Consider the following 16,285-nt stretch of genomic DNA (forward strand, 5'->3'; position numbering starts at 1 on the left):
AAGTTAACCAGTAAAGCATGGGAGTTTAGAAAAATAACTAGAAGTAAAGACAGCTAAATAGAGTCCGGAGTGAAGGGCATTTGAAATATAGGAGGGTACTAAGCCCAAATGAGAACTTAGTACCTTTTAAACTCAAAGCTAGGTTAAGAGATAATAGAGAGCGGGAACAGATGCGACTGCGATAGCTATTATCAATATTTTCTCAGCGAGTTTCAGTGGGGCTTTAGATGTTTGCTGGGAACGAGCATAGAGAAACAGTAAGATGCCTGGTGCATACAAAACAACGGATAGCATCAAGTTAATCAAACCAGAAGCATATAATAGCCATAAACCATAAATGCTAGCGACTAAGCCGACTGCAAGTAATGCTTTACTATGACGACTATAGGCTACTTTAACCAAGAATGCCCCGACTAAAAAGTAGGGAACTAAAATCATTTCAGAGGCAATAGTTAGCAATGTATTGTAGTTGCTGCCACTTAGCCAAATTAAAACCAATGACAACTGCACTGCACCATTGGTGAGCCATAAAGAGGATGACGGCGCGTCATTTTTGTTGAGTTTATTGAAAATTCTTGGGAATGATTGATATTGAGCGGCAATATATGGTACTTCTGCCGCCATAATTGTCCAGCTCAAATAGGCGCCACAAACGGAGATAATCAAACCCGCAGCAATAATGATATCGCCGCTAGACCCAATCAAGCTCACCATCAGGGTTGCCATTGATGGGTTTTTGATCTCAGCAAGATCAGCTCTAGGCATGATCCCCAAGGAAAGTAGGGTAACTAAGATATAAATAATCAATGCAGAGCTAACGGCAAAAATGGTAGCAAGGCCCACATCACGGCGATTTCTAGCTCGGGCAGAAACGACCACCGCACCTTCAATACCGATAAAAACCCACAACGTGATGAGCATGGTATCTTTGACTTGTTGCCAGACGGGAATACCAAGTTCTATGCCGCTAAAATCAGCATCAAAAATATCTAATTTGAAAGCAAGAAAAGCCAAAACAATGAATAAACCGAGGGGGATGAGTTTTGCCATTGTGGCAAGTTTATTGATACCCGCAGCAGTTTGTACTCCACGTAAGACCAAATAATGAACGACCCACAGTAAAATAGATTCCCCAATTAAAGCCTGCCAGGTATTACCATCACCAAATACAATGTTATCTGGCGTATCGGTAAAGAAGCTAATCGCAGCAAAGACAATGACTAAGTAAGATACGTTGGCAACGACGGCGCACAGCCAGTAGCCCCAGGCGGAACAAAAGCCAATAAACTCGCCAAATCCAACTTTTGCATAAGTGAATATTCCGCCATCAAGATCTGGACGTATTCTGGAAAGAAATAAAAGAGAAAATGCAAGGAATAGGATCCCGACGCCTGTGATGGACCATCCAATGATTAATGCTAATGGACTCGCCACTTCAGCCATATTCTGTGGAAGGCTAAAAACACCGGCACCAACCATTGAGCTGAGAACTAGCGCGGTTAGGGCGGTAAGGCTTAGAGTGTTTTTCAATGTATATCCTGGTTGTTCTGCAATCAAAAGTTAAAATGACGTTAAGATAGAGACTGTCATAACTAGATTCACTATAACTGAGGATAAATCCAGTGAGATCGCCTACTAAATTAGTGTGTGGATTCTACGAATGAAATGAACCAGATGCAATGGAAAAATATGCACTTAAGCAGAAGTTTTATTCACTTTTGGTTACTAAAGGTAAACAAGTGGATACGATCGGGGGAGAATGCATTGTTTGCTTAAAATAGAGGGTACAAAAAAGCCAGTTTGTATCACAAACTGGCTTTTAGAAGAGTCTTATCAACTATTACTTAAATAGATCCGCACTAATGGTTACGCTGCCACCATTAGACTGCCATTCTCTCGTAATATGATAATATTTAGCACCTTTCGCTTCAGCACGTTTCGCTATTTGATAACGAACTTCTGGCGTATTGGTGTAATAACCAGAGAACGTGATGGAATCAAAAGGAACCATCATTGCTGCTGCTGTTTTGTTCACTTCTTCAATGACATAACCGTTAGGCAATGTCACGCTAGTGCGACCAGGTTGGCTAGATGATGTCTCAAAGAAACGACCGACCGCTTCGGTTGGCTCATCTGAACTGGCAACACCAGGAATTAATACTTTATCAGCGGCTTCGCCACCTTCCGCTAACATTGCTCGCCCGGCTTCAGAGTCAGCAGGAACAACTGCATCTTCTTTTTGAATTTGGCGTACAGGAGCGTCTTTTTTATAGATATAAGCCGTTGCTAGCGTATTACCACCATCATTCATGGCAACGTTACGCACTAAGTAGAAAGACGCAGCGCCTTTCTCTTTTGCTTTTTTAGCTAATGCTTCATATAGATCTGGTTGAGACGGGTAGAAACCACTGACAGTGACGGTATCAAAAGGTTGATATATTTTAGCGTCTGCTTTGGACATCTCTTCTATGCCATCAAATACTCGACGTTTTGATTCTTCAATCTTAGGTGCATCTTTTGCATACACATCCGCAACAACACGCATGTTGCCACTATCACCGATATCATCAAGGCTTTGAATGTAAAAGGCATTTGCCCCCATTTTATCAGCCCTACGGGAAACAGCATCGGATGCTTCATAGATAGCATTAAAACGCCCGGTGACTGTTATACGCTCATAAGGTTGTAATTCTTTAGCCTGTTTTGGCGTCAATTCAACAGCCGCTTGAGTCGCAGTTATACTTGTTAATGATAACACCGCGGCTGCGATGACCGTAGTTTTCAGCTTCATACAAAATCCTTCCGACTTGCGTAATTTATTATAAACATGCTGAATAATAGTTGTACCACATAGGCGAGATTATTACACGTAACTGTCTATGTTGTCGCATTATTTTATTTAGCGAGGACACAAATATTGGTTGACTAGTCAAATTTACCAGTTTTTTTTAAGTATCCAGTGTTTTATTGACCTAAAACTAAGATTTTCACGGTGAATTCCATTTACTGTCTTAGAAACGTGATCAATTATGGATCAATCAAGTTAATTTCAGTAGGTTATTAGAACATTTTAAAACGGTTTAACGACAAAATAAGACTTTTCTTTTTAACTAGATAGTCATATTTTGCTAATTAACTTACATACTAGATTACTTCATGCTTTAAAAAGGGAACATTATGCGTATTGGTATACCAAGAGAACGACTTGCCAATGAAGCGCGTGTTGCTGCTACACCTTCTACGGTAACTCAATTATTGAAATTGGGTTTTTCTGTGTGTGTAGAACAACAGGCGGGACATCTAGCAAGTTTTGACGATGCTGCGTATGAGCAAGTAGGCGCTGAAATTGTTGATCGTGAAACGGCATTGGCCGCAGATATTGTATTTAAAGTAAATGCACCGCAAGCCGATGAGATCTCATTATTAAAAGAAGGGGCGACTTTAGTCAGCTTTATTTGGCCGGCACAAAATCCTGATTTAATGGAGTCTTTGAAAGCACGTAATATTAATGTCATGGCTATGGATGCAGTTCCTCGTATTTCTCGAGCGCAATCTTTGGATGCATTAAGCTCGATGGCAAATATTGCAGGTTATCGTGCCATTGTTGAAGCAGCTCATGAATTTGGTCGCTTTTTCACGGGGCAAATTACTGCGGCAGGAAAGGTACCACCAGCCAAAGTGATGATTATCGGTGCTGGGGTTGCTGGATTAGCGGCCATTGGTGCAGCTGGAAGTTTAGGTGCGATCGTTCGTGCTTTTGATACACGTCCAGAAGTTAAAGAACAAGTGCAAAGTATGGGCGCAGAATTCCTTGAACTTGATTTCAAGGAAGAGGCTGGCAGTGGTGATGGTTATGCTAAAGTCATGTCGGAAGCGTTTATTAAAGCAGAAATGGAATTATTTGCAGCACAAGCTAAAGATGTCGATATTATCGTCACCACTGCATTAATACCGGGTAGACCAGCGCCAAAGCTGATCACCAAAGAAATGGTTGCCTCTATGAAGCCGGGTAGTGTGATTGTTGACCTTGCTGCACAAACAGGGGGGAACTGCGAATTAACTCAAGCAGACAAATTGGTTGTGACTGACAATGGTGTAAAAATCATTGGTTATACGGATTTACCTAGTCGCCTACCAACGCAATCATCACAGTTATATGGCACAAACCTTGTTAACTTGATGAAATTACTCTGCAAAGAAAAAAATGGCGAAATTGACATTGATTTTGATGATTTAGTCATCCGAGGTGTCACTGTCATTAAGCAGGGAGAAATTACCTGGCCAGCTCCTCCAATCAAAGTTTCTGCGCAACCACAAGTTAAACCTAAAGCCGTAGAAAAAGTAAAAGCACCAGAGAAAAAAATGTCCCCGGTGACCAAATTTAGTCTTATGGCGTTAGCTATTATTCTATTTGGTTGGTTCGCTAACTCCGCACCTGCAGAGTTTTTATCGCATTTTACGGTCTTTGCATTGTCCTGTGTGGTGGGTTATTACGTGGTATGGAACGTAACTCATGCATTGCATACGCCGTTAATGTCGGTCACTAATGCTATCTCGGGAATTATTGTTGTCGGTGCATTATTGCAAATCGGCAGTGGTGGTTGGGTAAGTTTCTTATCCTTTATTGCCATATTGATCGCCAGTATCAATATTTTCGGTGGGTTCACAGTGACCCAACGTATGTTAAAAATGTTTCGTAAAGGATAAGGGGTAACTTATGTTGTCGAGTGGAGTTGTGACAGCGGCATATATTGTTGCTGCTATCCTATTTATTTTTAGCCTTGCAGGACTATCTCGCCATGAAAGCTCCCAACGTGGGAATACTTACGGCGTTATCGGAATGGCGATTGCATTGATTGCTACCATCATGGGACCCCATAGCGCTAATGTGGGTTGGATGATTACTGCAATGGTTATTGGTGCTGTGATTGGTATCCGCTTAGCGAAAAAAGTTGAAATGACTGAAATGCCAGAGTTAGTGGCGATTCTACATAGCTTTGTGGGTCTTGCTGCGGTACTTGTTGGCTTTAACAGCTTTATTGCAAGTGAAGGGCATGCCAATGCGGTGATGGAAAATATTCACCTAACGGAAGTCTTTTTAGGTATTTTCATTGGTGCGGTAACCTTTACTGGCTCAATTGTTGCTTATGGAAAATTATCTGGAAAAATGTCATCAAAACCGATGATGTTGCCAAATCGCCATAAATTGAACCTTGCTGCATTAGTCGTTTCATTCATTCTGTTGGTTATTTTTGTTAAAACTGACAGTGTGGGTCTGCAAGTCTTCCTGATGCTTATCATGACAGTGATTGCATTAGCTTTCGGTTGGCATTTGGTTGCCTCTATCGGTGGGGCTGACATGCCAGTCGTTGTTTCGATGCTGAACTCTTATTCAGGTTGGGCAGCTGCGGCGGCAGGTTTTATGCTGAGCAACGATTTATTAATCGTAACGGGGGCATTAGTTGGTTCTTCTGGTGCAATTCTTTCTTACATTATGTGCAAAGCGATGAATCGCTCATTTTTCAGTGTGATCGCCGGTGGCTTCGGTACCGATGGTTCTTCAACGGGCACAGAAGAAGAAATGGGAGAATACCGAGAAACAACGGCGGAAGATGTGGCTGAAATGCTAAGAAATTCCACTTCAGTGATCATCACTCCGGGGTATGGACTAGCAGTGGCTCAAGCACAATACCCAGTTCACGATATCACAGCGAAATTACGTGAACGCGGTATCAAAGTACGTTTTGGTATTCACCCTGTAGCAGGGCGTTTACCCGGTCATATGAACGTATTATTAGCAGAAGCCAAAGTCCCTTACGACATTGTATTAGAAATGGACGAGATTAATGATGATTTTGCTGAAACGGATACGGTTCTAGTTATTGGTGCAAATGACACGGTGAACCCTGCGGCGCAGGAAGATCCAAATAGCCCAATTGCGGGAATGCCAGTATTGGAAGTTTGGAAAGCAAATAATGTTATTGTCTTTAAGCGTTCGATGAATACTGGATATGCGGGTGTACAAAACCCATTATTCTTTAAAGAAAATACCCAAATGTTATTTGGGGATGCAAAAGCCAGTGTTGATGCAATTTTAAAAGCATTGTAATAGTGAATAAAAGTTTTGATTAGAATAAACGCCCTGAAATCAGGGCGTTTTTATATCGAAATATTATGATCATTATTAATCGGATTCCGAGTAATAATAGGCGAAAATAAAAAAGCCCATAAATATGTCGATTTATGAGCTTCTACAGATTAATAAATTAATCTTTTTAATTAGTCATTTTCAGAGGCATTAATTGGGCAAACAAAACCATCCGGTTTTATCGCCAATAAATCACATTTTAGTTTATCAACGACATGTTCTGCAGTATTACCTAGAAAAGCGGCTGATAGGCCTGTACGACCTAAAATCCCCAGAACGACAACGCCTGCATGTAGCTCTTCGCACATATCGGGAATGATTTTTTCCGGCAGACCTTCACGAACATGGGTAAATTTCTCATCAATACCAAATTTTTGGCGTAAGCTTTTCATGGCAATCAGATGCTGACCACGTAACGCGTTATTGTACAAACTCGGGTCAAAATCCGGTAGTTCGATAGCAATATTCATGGGGGCGATAGGGTACGCACTGACTAAATGGATATCTTGATCCTTGATAACGCGTCGAGCTAAATCTTGCGTTTTTTCGACCAACTTAATATTGAGGTCATCATGGTAAGATTCTTCATTCGACAGATTAACCGCAACCACCACGGAGCCATGGTCAGGCCAAACTTTATCTTTTACCATCCACACAGGACATGGGCATTTTCTAAGCAAATGCCAATCTAACGGTGTGAAAATAATGGATTCCAAATTGTCAGTTTGGTGTGCCATTTTCAACAGTAAATCATGTTGACCGCTGATGACTTCCTGAATGATGGCTTCATAAGGCTTGTTATGCCAAATGACTTTAATTTCAATTTCAATTCCGGCTTCAATATAGAAGTGTGCTTGCTGTTTTATCCATGCCGCTTTTTGACTGATGACGCCTTTGCGCATTGCATTACGTTCTTCAGGAGAAAGTAGGGTCGTCATATCATAAGATAAGTCATAGATAGGTAAGAACGCCTTTATCCGTCCCCCATTACGCTGCACGATATAAACAGCTCGTCTTAATGCAGGTTGATCATCCTGATTTGGGTCGATTGCTACTAAAAGATTTTTATAGTCAGCCATACAGATATCCTCTTAATAAACGGATAGTTCCATATCATTAAACTATGTTATTGGGGATAAATAGGCAAGATGTGTGCTGAAAAAATAACAACGGATCACCAAGTTTGTGATCCGTTTAGAAGAGGCTAGCAGGTAACTGAAGAAACTTTTCCTGCGATATCAGTTAGTTTAGTCATGTCATCGATAGTGATATATTTACCTTTAACGCTGAGCATGCCACTTTTTTGGAAACGACCTAATAAACGGCTGATAGTTTCAACGGTTAAACCAAGATAATTACCGATATCACCACGCGTCATGGTCAATCGAAACTCTCTTGGTGAAAAGCCTCGTTCTGCAAAGCGATGTGAGAGGTTAAGAATAAATGCAGCTAAACGTTCTTCCGCATTTTTCTTGGACAATAAGAGGATCATTTCTTGATCTCCCTTAATTTCACCGCTCATCAGACGCATAATTTGCTGACGTAGGTTAGGCATTTTGCCAGATAAATCATCTAGCGTTTCAAATGGAATTTCGCAAACCATTGAAGTTTCTAAAGCTTGAGCAAAACTTGGGTGCTGAGTATGGATAATTGCATCAAATCCAACAAGGTCACCAGCTAAGTGGAAGCCAGTAATTTGTTCATCACCTTCTTCGGTGATGGTATAGCTTTTTATTGTGCCTGATCGGATAGCATATAAAGAACGTAATTCATCACCCGCTTTAAATAAGGCTTGGCCTTTTTGAATCGGTTTTTTACGTTCGATAATATTGTCTAGTTGATCCAGTTCATGTTCATTCAGCGTAAAAGGAATGCAAAGTTGGCTAATGCTGCAGTCCTGGCAATGAATTGCGCAACCACCAGACTGGATACGACGAACAACTCTTTTTTCTGGGATCATATTAAAAGCTCAATCAGATTAAAATTATTGATATGAGTCAATTTTAGCATAAGATATGACGACTGGTAAGTGCTATATAAGGCAGAATTGGCTTATTAAATAAAAAAGCAAAAGAAGCTAAATTTGCTAACTAAATAAGCTTAGAATTAAATGCTAATCTAAAAGATATTATTAATTCTAAAAATTGGAATATATTAAATGAAGGTATTTAATATTCAGAAAGTCGCACGAAAACATCAATTGAGTAAATACTTTCTTTGAGCAGTTTATTAGCATTAAATTAACACAAGAATAAACAAAAAAATATCATTTTATCCTATTAACCTATAAAAAGAGGACATAATGAGTAACATTTTCTCACCGTTACCCCCACTAATGACAGCCGTAGATATTATAGAGCCAGGCGATGCGGATAAACTGCAATTAATAAATATTCCACTGCCAAAACTCTCTGCTGGTTACATGATTGTAAAAGTTGAGGCTGCAGGAGTGAATCGGCCTGATATCTTTCAGCGTAAAGGCTCCTACCCACCACCTGAAGATGCCTCACCGATCATGGGCCTTGAAGTTTCAGGAACAGTAGTTGCAATGGCTGATGATGTCACACAGTGGCAGATTGGCGACCGTGTATGTGCATTAGTTGCTGGAGGGGGTTATGCAGAATATTGTTTAGTTCATCAAGATATTGCATTACCTCTCGGTAATTTAACCTTTGAAGAGGGCGCTGCAATCCCTGAAAACTTTTTTACTGTTTGGGCTAATATGTTCCAAATTGGTCAATTAAAGCAAGGTGAAACTGTATTAATTCATGGCGGCACTTCAGGGATTGGTAGCGTTGCGATCATGTTAGCGAAAGCATTTGGAGCAACCGTGATTACGACGGTGGGGTCAGATGAGAAAGTATCAGTCGCTAAATCTTTAGGTGCAGATTGTGTCATTAACTATCGCAATCAGGATTTTGTTTCTGTCGCACTTGAGTTCACTGCTTCTCATGGTGTGGATATCGTCGTTGACATCATCGGTGGAGACTATGTCTCTAAAAATTATATGGTGGCGGCTAAATTTGGTCGAATCATCCAAATTGGCATGATGAAAGGTAACCCAACAAACCTTAATATGATGCCGATGATGGTTAAGCGCTTACAACATACTGGGTCGACGATGCGTTCTCGTAGTATTGATGAAAAAATTCATATTGCGCAGGAGCTAAAACAGCAGGTATGGGAAATGTTACAAAAAGGTGAAATGAAACCAATCATTAACAAAGTGTATCGATTGGAACAAGTGGTTGATGCTCATAACCATATGGAATCAGGTGATCTTTTCGGTAAAATTATCTTGATAAACAATTAAATAGAAGGTTGTTTTTTTGAATTAGCTATTTGTTAATATAATCAATTGAGAATGAAATTATTTTTCATTTATAACAAATAATTTACATTATCAAGTCTTTTTAGCGTAAATATCTCTTTACAGATAATTAATTTTTGAATTTTTGTACCTGTCCACAAATCCGAACGAAATTGAGATGTGTTTGTTAATATTTTAATGAAGATAGATTATATCTATAGACAAGTTGGCTCATTAACGGCTTGTCTACCTTTCAATATAGGTTAAGCGATATATCTCTGAGATATCATTAACAAGTTGTCATTTGACAAAGACATTCCCCCGTTATTGCACTTTCCAATGATAATAAGTTGGTCACTTAAATGCGGTTGGCATTAGCCAACTGTAGTTTGAAGGTGTAGCGATAATGAATAATTTTAACAATAAAAACATGAATGTAGATGCACTATTTCTCGGTCCTAAATCTGAAAATGCGGTTTTTTTCAGAGAAATGATGGAATATGCAATATCCGAACACATACACTGGCGGTCGGGTTATCATCCTGAAGATCCAGACTTAACAACTACTGTCGATAGATACGCACCAGAGTATAGAGATACCTTATACCGCACGGAAGGTATCCTTAATCAGCTCTCCTCTAAATTGAAATCAACATCAGTTCCGTGGTTTTCTCCCCGTTATATGGGGCATATGAATGCGGATACGCTCATGATTTCAAATCTAGCCTATGTTATGGCGATGATGTACAACCCAAATAACTGTGCCCAAGAATCCTCACCTACAACAACGGTATTAGAGATTGAGGCTGGGTTAGACCTGTGTGCAATGTTTGGGTATGACGTGCAAACATCGTGGGGACATATTACTTCCGGCGGAACAGTCGCTAACTATGAGGGACTATGGGTAGCACGTAACATTAAAACGCTACCGTTAGCAATGTCTAAACACCCTCAAGCGAAAGCTTTACTTACCGAGACGTCTGAAACTGCCTTATTGAATATGCGTACTTGCGATGTTCTCGATTTAATCGATGAGCTAAAAAAGTTGGGGTTATTCGAAGAAATTCGTGATTTGACATGCCGAGGCGCTGGCGTTGAGCAGGGCAAACTCGGAAAATTGTTAGTACCTCAATCCAAACATTACTCATGGATGAAGGCGATGGATATTTTGGGACTAGGTCAACAAAATATTGTTCAATTACCCGTCAATAAAAATTATCGTACCGATGTAATGAAAATGCGTGATATCGTTTTTTCATTGATTGAACAAGGTGAGCCGATTCTTGCAGTGGTTGCTGTTGTTGGCACAACGGAAACTGGCGCTATTGATAACGTTGCCGAAGTGATAAAGCTACGTCAAGAATGTGAACAACGCTTTGGTGTTTCTTTCTATGTCCACATCGATGCAGCCTATGCGGGTTATGCGTGTGCGATGTTCCGAGATGAGAACAATCAATTCCTTGAGTATGAAGCCCTAATTAAGCGCTATCATCATGACGGTATTTTTCCTGTGGACATGGTTTGGCCGAAACAGGATGTCTATGAAAGTTTTAAGGCACTGAATCAAGCAGACTCGATTACTGTAGATCCCCATAAGGTTGGATTTATTTCTTATGCTGCAGGCGCTATCTGCATGAAAGACAAACGTATTGTAGATTTAATTTCCTACCACGCAGCGTATGTCTTTGAGGAAGTTAAAGAGAGCAACCGTAAAACGGATAAACAGCAAAATGTGCTACTGGGATCGTCGATTATGGAAGGTTCTAAAGCAGGTGCAACCGCCGCCGCTGTTTGGGCTGCTCATCGGTTAGTTCCATTGAACTTATTGGGGTATGGAAAAGTGATTGCCGCGGGTATCACAACCGCCAACTGGATGATTGATAAAATCAATAGTAGCCCGTCTTTTATGATTGATGGGCGTGAGTTTACGCTAGTTGCGATGCCAGCCCCAGACTTCCATATGATTAACTTTATGTTCAGGGAAACGGGAAATACCTCGCTGGAAAAGCAAAATCAGCTTAATAAGCGTTTATACGAATTATGTTCTTATGCGGCTGGGCGGACTTACGCTAATGATTTTTTAACCTCATCAACATCACTGACTTATGAAGAGTATGGTGATAACCCTCAAAATCTGTGTCTAGATGCGAACTTCAAGGAAGAAGAATGGCATAAGGTTCGTTCTATTTATGTCCTTCGAGCCGCAATTATGACCCATTGCTTGAGAGACAAGCAGCACTTTGAAAACTACTGGAATGAACTGAAAAACATCTTTGAAGACAAACTACAACAACTCATTGATGAAGAAAACAAACACCGTCATTCCCTACAAAAAGTTAGTCTTTAATTGATTGACTAGGATCTCAATATGAAAAATCGTACATTTGGTAGTGTTTTTATTGTTGCAGGTACTACGATTGGTGCAGGAATGTTAGCGATGCCGATTGCTGCTGCTGGCAATGGTTTTATGGTTAGTTTGGCGATGCTATTAGGGCTATGGGCTTTGATGTGCTACACCGCATTATTACTTGTTGAGGTTTATCAACATGAATCTCATGAAACGGGCATTGGGAGCGTTGCTCAACGTTATTTAGGGGCTGGAGGTAAATTCATTACAGGCTTCAGTATGATGTTTCTAATGTATGCACTAACGGCAGCGTATGTAACGGGTGCTGGTGAAATTATTACGTCAAACTTAAAGGGCAGTTTTTCTGTTGAAATGGCAGATTGGTTAGGAATTGTCATTTTTACTGTTATTGGCGGTGGTGTTGTGTGCTTTGGTACCTCGTCGGTGGACTTTATTAACCGTATTTTGTTTGCGGCAAAAATCGTATTTTTAGTGATTATTTTGGCATTAATGTTGCCCCATGTAGAACAGGTCAATTTATTATCATCACCAACAGAAAAAATACTTATTTTAGCGGCGATACCGGTATTTTTTACCTCATTTGGCTTTCATGGCAGTGTGCCAAGTATTGTAAAATATATGGGCGGAAACGTTAAAAAATTACGCCTTATTTTTATTGTAGGTAGTGCTATCCCATTAGTTGCCTATATTTTATGGCAGATAGCCACATTAGGCAGCATAGGAACGCATACATTTGTAGGAATTCTTGCGGAAAATGCGGGACTAAATGGTTTACTTGATGCCATTAAAAAAGTGGCACAATCCAGTCAAACTGAGTTTGTCGCCCAAATGTTTATGAGTTTGGCTCTGGCGACATCATTTCTTGGTGTGGCATTAGGGCTGTTTGATTTCTTAGCTGATTTATTTAAGCGTTCAGATAATGCATCAGGGCGCATCCAGACAGGGTTAATTACATTTTTACCTCCACTGGTCTTTGCGTTGTTTTATCCAAAAGGCTTTGTTATGGCCTTAGGGTATGCGGCGATCGCCTTATCTGTTTTGGCATTATTATTACCAAGCGCAATGGCATTAAAATCCCGTCATGCTAATCCGCGTAAGTATCAAGTTTTGGGAGGGACTCCCGCATTATTCATTGTTTTTTTATGTGGTATTGCGGTGATTACCATTCAACTTGGGATTGTATTTAATTTATTGCCGAATATAGGCTAATACAATCGAGTTATATTCTTGCCTTAGAAAGTCAGTTCTCTCCCAGAACTGACTTTTTTCTTATATTTATACGGCTAAAAACATTTTTTGCGCTGTCTTTTACTTATTTTCTCGCTACCATCTGAATGGTAATAATTATCATTAGCACACATTGCAAAAAACCGATATATCTAAAGCTAGCATTTTTCTAAAAAGCCTCTATGATATTAGATATATCGGTTTTTACCGTGCTCAACGACTGAGAAATGTCATGGAAAACAAGCAATCCGTAGAAAACTGTTTATGTGATGGCAAAAGTGTTCGGCGAATGTTTAATCCAAAGCAATTGCGCATTTATATTTTGCATTTACTCGTAGATAGAGCGAATTATGGTTATGAACTGATCAAAAAAATCAGTGAGTCAACGGCTGGGTTATATTGTCCTAGCCCTGGTGTGATTTATCCTACGTTGACGCTATTAGAAGAACTTGGTTTTATTTCAATCGGCGAGGAAACAGCTAAAGGGCGTAAGTGCTATGAGATCACGCCGGAAGGGCGCTGTTTTTTGCTGCTAAAAGTTGAAATTCTTAATGAAGTGAAAGCTAAACTAAAATATGCACAAGAGTTAAGGGCTGGAAATCAGTTTGCAAATGAGATTGAGTCTGCGGTAGATAAGTTTAAATCACTACTCAGACATAAAATTGTGTTGCAACAGCTATCAAAAGGAGAGGCTGCCAAGGTGGTTGAAATTATTAACCAAGCAGTTAACCGAATTGAACAAGTGAATGCTAGTCTATTAGTAGGGGAAGGAAAATAACATGGCAAAAACAAGCCGAATCATTCAAGCAAAAGAGCAAACTTATATGAAAGAAACGATACCGATGAATCAAACTCAACAAACTGAAATAACGGAAGAAAAATTAGCATTAGCAACAAAAAAACAAGGGAAATTTAAAGAGGTTGTTTGCCCTAATGTTCCTATGTCTTACTTTAAGCGTGCTAAAAAACAGAAATCTTGAGTTAAATAGTGGCAAAACAGTTATTCATAAATTGACCACTAAAATGCTGGGTAATCACTAGACTCACAGAAAAACATTGCGTTACTTTATTAATAATTATTTTGCTGAACACGCCTCAGGCGAAAAATCCCCCTCTGACCTCATTGATGAGCAGAGGGGGGATTTATTAAAGTCCTAACTGTGATTGAATTTTAGCTATTTCATCAATCCATTCTTGCTGAAGTAACGGTTTTTGATGAGCCACTTTACGTTGTTTGTCGGCTTGTAGCTTATCTTCTAATATCAACAATTGTTCTAATAATACATCTTGGTGCGAGGGTAACTCTACGAAGTCTATTTTTTTAGAAAATAGACTTGTACCAGTAAGATCAGTCAAGTCCTGCTGTGGTGAATAAGACTGACACTCAATCTGTTTATAAATATCTTCAAGATTAAGATATTCTTCAAGCTGGTTATTGTGAATATACCAATAACGCTGGCAGCTATTTTCGATGAGCCATTTATCGTGGCTGACAACCAATAATGCGCCGTTGAACTGCGAAATTTGCTCACTTAAGGCTTCTTTACCTTCAAGGTCAAGGTGGTTTGTCGGTTCATCAAGCAGAATAAGTTCATATTCAGCCAGACTTAATCCGATAAACAATAACCTTGCTCGTTCACCTCCGCTCAGTGTTGCCACTTTCTGTTGGTGCCGTGAGTATCCAAAACCAGCACTAATTAGTGCCATTTTTCTCTGCTCATCGGTTAATGGTGCAAAATCTCGTAGTGCATCGCTCAGGCTATCCCCATCATGCAACTGGGCAAGTTGCTGGTCATAGTAGCCCACAGAAATTGCAGGATGAAATTTGAGGTGCATTTCATTACGCAAATTCTCTTGGTATTTTTGCCAGATTAAACGTAACAACGTGGATTTCCCACAGCCATTTGCGCCAATAATTGCGATGCGGTCACCGCTTTTTATTTGATGAAACTTACTAGCAAATAGCAAGTTACCGTCCGGTGTTGTGACTTTGGTACCATTCAATTCTAGAACACGATCGGCGGGGATAGACTTACCATTCAATTGTAACTGCCAGTGATAGCCCTCAGAAAGATCTGTTTGATCATCTTTCAAACGGTCAATTTGCTTTTCCATTTGCTTTGCTTTTCTGGCAAGCCCTTCATTATCATAAACTTTCCCCCAGATAGCTAATCGCTTAGCACTGGTAGCAATACGGTCAATTTCCTTCTGTTCAGCTTGATAGCGATGCTCATCTGCACGATCGGTTTCAGCTAAAGCTTGTCGAGCTAAGCTGCAGGGTAAACGGTAAAAATGCAGCTTTTTATCACGTAAAATCCATGTGCTATTGGTGACTTTATCGAGTAATGATTGGTCATGGGAAACCAATACAAAACTTCCTTTCCAATTGTCTAAAAAGTTTCCTAACCAAATTAAGGTAGGTAAATCCAAATGGTTACTCGGTTCATCTAGCAGTAACAGGTCAGGTTGGCTGATCAGTGCGCGTCCTAATAACAAACGGGTATGTTGTCCACCACTAATTTCATTAGCTGATTGCGCCCATTGATGGGGAGCAAAGCCTAATTCAGATAACAACACTTCGGCTCTCCAGCGCTCTGAAACTTGTTCTTGCTCTGGGAGTTTTTGGAGTAAAACATCGATGAGTGTTGACTGTGCAACATCAATTGGCAAATGCTGCTCAATATAGGCGGTTACACAATGATTAGCATAGGTGATATACCCACTGTTAGGTGTTAATTGTGACGTTAATAATTTTAGTAGGGTACTTTTTCCACTGCCATTATGGCCAATTAACCCAATACGATCCCCTTGCTGTAGGGTAAAGCTGATGTCTGAAAGTAGTGATGTGGTGGATGTATCGTAGTTTAATGATTTTACAGATAATAATGTGCTCATAGCTTACTCAAAATTTAGGCGTAACAACGCCATGGTATTGTCATCACGACAACCCAGTAAGCTGAGAAAAGACTCTTTAGCTGCTTTGCTCAGGCAGGGTTATCGCAGTATAAAACTGTGAAAGCCTGAGCACTGGCGATTACCAAAGAAGTGTGAGTATTCAATAAGATCACACAACAGCATAAGATTAACCTCCTTTTTATTTTGATTATTTTGGTTGAACAATGGCCGCATGATAGCAAACAGGATGGTTTTAGAACAACAGTAATTATCTGGTTAGTTTATTCATGATTAAGATCCATTTGGTTTTGAGAATACTGAAAAAAGTAACTAAACG

The 16,285-nt window shown here is 39.9% G+C and carries 12 protein-coding genes; 7 read left to right on the forward strand and 5 right to left on the reverse strand.

Annotated features, from left to right (window positions below; genetic code table 11):
- Positions 1–138: 138 nt before the first annotated feature.
- Positions 139–1,530 carry an amino acid permease gene (locus EL244_RS08635; protein ID WP_039854080.1) on the reverse strand — a complete coding sequence of 464 codons (1,392 nt, stop codon included), beginning with the start codon at positions 1,528–1,530 and terminating at the stop codon, positions 139–141.
- A 310-nt stretch (positions 1,531–1,840) separates the two neighbouring features.
- Positions 1,841–2,791 (reverse strand): DUF1471 family protein YdgH, encoded by a 951-nt coding sequence (gene ydgH, locus EL244_RS08640; protein ID WP_006813078.1) that lies wholly within the window; start codon positions 2,789–2,791, stop codon positions 1,841–1,843.
- 386 nt (positions 2,792–3,177) lie between these two features.
- On the opposite strand from ydgH, the gene pntA reads away from it, so the two are divergent.
- Positions 3,178–4,707, forward strand: a complete 1,530-nt coding sequence (gene pntA / locus EL244_RS08645) for a Re/Si-specific NAD(P)(+) transhydrogenase subunit alpha (RefSeq protein ID WP_115164299.1) — start codon at positions 3,178–3,180, stop codon at positions 4,705–4,707.
- Between the two features lie 13 nt (positions 4,708–4,720).
- Complete coding sequence (gene pntB / locus EL244_RS08650; protein WP_126462781.1) at positions 4,721–6,109, forward strand: Re/Si-specific NAD(P)(+) transhydrogenase subunit beta; 1,389 nt, start codon at positions 4,721–4,723, stop codon at positions 6,107–6,109.
- Positions 6,110–6,279: 170 nt separating this feature from the next.
- On the opposite strand, the gene uspE is transcribed toward pntB, so the two are convergent.
- Together uspE and EL244_RS08660 are read right to left on the reverse strand one after the other, a co-directional pair.
- Complete coding sequence (uspE, locus tag EL244_RS08655; RefSeq protein WP_006813074.1) at positions 6,280–7,227, reverse strand: universal stress protein UspE; 948 nt, start codon at positions 7,225–7,227, stop codon at positions 6,280–6,282.
- 125 nt (positions 7,228–7,352) lie between these two features.
- Positions 7,353–8,108 carry an FNR family transcription factor gene (locus tag EL244_RS08660; protein ID WP_126436804.1) on the reverse strand — a complete coding sequence of 252 codons (756 nt, stop codon included), beginning with the start codon at positions 8,106–8,108 and terminating at the stop codon, positions 7,353–7,355.
- A 342-nt stretch (positions 8,109–8,450) separates the two neighbouring features.
- On the opposite strand from EL244_RS08660, the gene EL244_RS08665 reads away from it, so the two are divergent.
- The 5 genes from EL244_RS08665 (at position 8,451) to EL244_RS08685 (ending at position 14,033) form a co-directional block, all read left to right on the forward strand.
- The gene (locus EL244_RS08665) at positions 8,451–9,461 is read left to right on the forward strand and encodes an NAD(P)H-quinone oxidoreductase (protein WP_172597512.1); all 1,011 of its coding nucleotides are present in this window, start codon (positions 8,451–8,453) and stop codon (positions 9,459–9,461) included.
- 403 nt (positions 9,462–9,864) lie between these two features.
- Positions 9,865–11,805: a pyridoxal phosphate-dependent decarboxylase family protein gene (locus tag EL244_RS08670; protein WP_126460216.1), complete on the forward strand. Its 1,941-nt coding sequence runs from the start codon at positions 9,865–9,867 to the stop codon at positions 11,803–11,805.
- A gap of 81 nt (positions 11,806–11,886) precedes the next feature.
- On the forward strand, positions 11,887–13,035 hold the full coding sequence (tyrP, locus tag EL244_RS08675) for a tyrosine transporter TyrP (protein ID WP_232004572.1): 1,149 nt from the start codon (positions 11,887–11,889) through the stop codon (positions 13,033–13,035).
- Positions 13,036–13,285: 250 nt separating this feature from the next.
- A complete protein-coding gene (locus EL244_RS08680; RefSeq protein WP_039854075.1) occupies positions 13,286–13,831 on the forward strand; it encodes a PadR family transcriptional regulator in 546 nt (181 codons plus the stop codon).
- Position 13,832: 1 nt separating this feature from the next.
- A complete protein-coding gene (locus EL244_RS08685) occupies positions 13,833–14,033 on the forward strand; it encodes a DEAD/DEAH box helicase (RefSeq protein ID WP_126460221.1) in 201 nt (66 codons plus the stop codon).
- Positions 14,034–14,199: 166 nt separating this feature from the next.
- Here the strand turns inward: EL244_RS08685 and EL244_RS08690 are convergent, their stop codons facing one another.
- Positions 14,200–15,948: an ABC-F family ATP-binding cassette domain-containing protein gene (locus tag EL244_RS08690; protein ID WP_126460223.1), complete on the reverse strand. Its 1,749-nt coding sequence runs from the start codon at positions 15,946–15,948 to the stop codon at positions 14,200–14,202.
- Between the last annotated feature and the right edge of the window lie 337 nt (positions 15,949–16,285).

This window comes from Providencia rustigianii (assembly GCF_900637755.1).
In the GTDB taxonomy this organism is placed as follows: Bacteria; Pseudomonadota; Gammaproteobacteria; order Enterobacterales; family Enterobacteriaceae; genus Providencia; species Providencia rustigianii.